The sequence below is a fragment of the Halalkalibaculum sp. DA384 genome, assembly GCF_043951955.1.
Taxonomy (GTDB): domain Bacteria; phylum Bacteroidota; class Rhodothermia; order Balneolales; family Balneolaceae; genus JAMQKA01.
Window position 1 is genome coordinate 1 of sequence record NZ_JBINJE010000121.1, and the last position, 466, is coordinate 466.

1 protein-coding gene is annotated in these 466 nt (G+C 47.9%); it reads left to right on the forward strand.

The window, feature by feature from the left end; translation table 11 throughout:
* A partial coding sequence (locus ACG2E4_RS18530) for a transposase (protein ID WP_395277517.1) occupies positions 1 to 446 on the forward strand: 446 nt, incomplete at its 5' end.
* Positions 447 to 466 lie beyond the last annotated feature (20 nt).

Below are 466 nucleotides of genomic sequence, written 5' to 3' on the forward strand. Positions count from 1 at the left end.
ACAAGCTGCATTTGGTAGTGAGTTTGGACGGGGTCTATCAGAGCATGGATCTGACCAAAGCCAGTGTCCATGATGTTCACTATTTGAAAGATATTAAACACAGCGGGCTCAGCGATTGCCTGCTGCTGGCCGACAAGGGATATCTGTCCGGCAAGCAACAGATTGATTTGTTTTACAGTGCTGGGATTGAGCTTCAAACGCCGATGCGTCGCAACCAGCGAGGCTATCGACCGTGGCCGAAGGTGTTTAAAACCGCTCGGCGCCGGGTGGAAACGGTTTTTTCGCAGCTCTGTGATCAGATGATGCTCAAACGAAACTATGCCAAAACATTTGCTGGACTGCGAGCTAGATTGATTAGCAAAATAGCCTCTGTGACGCTATTGCAGTACATCAATTGGCAAAACGATGAACCCATTAATCGCATTAAACATGCATTGGCTGCTTAAGGTTAACCCCTAAACGCGTT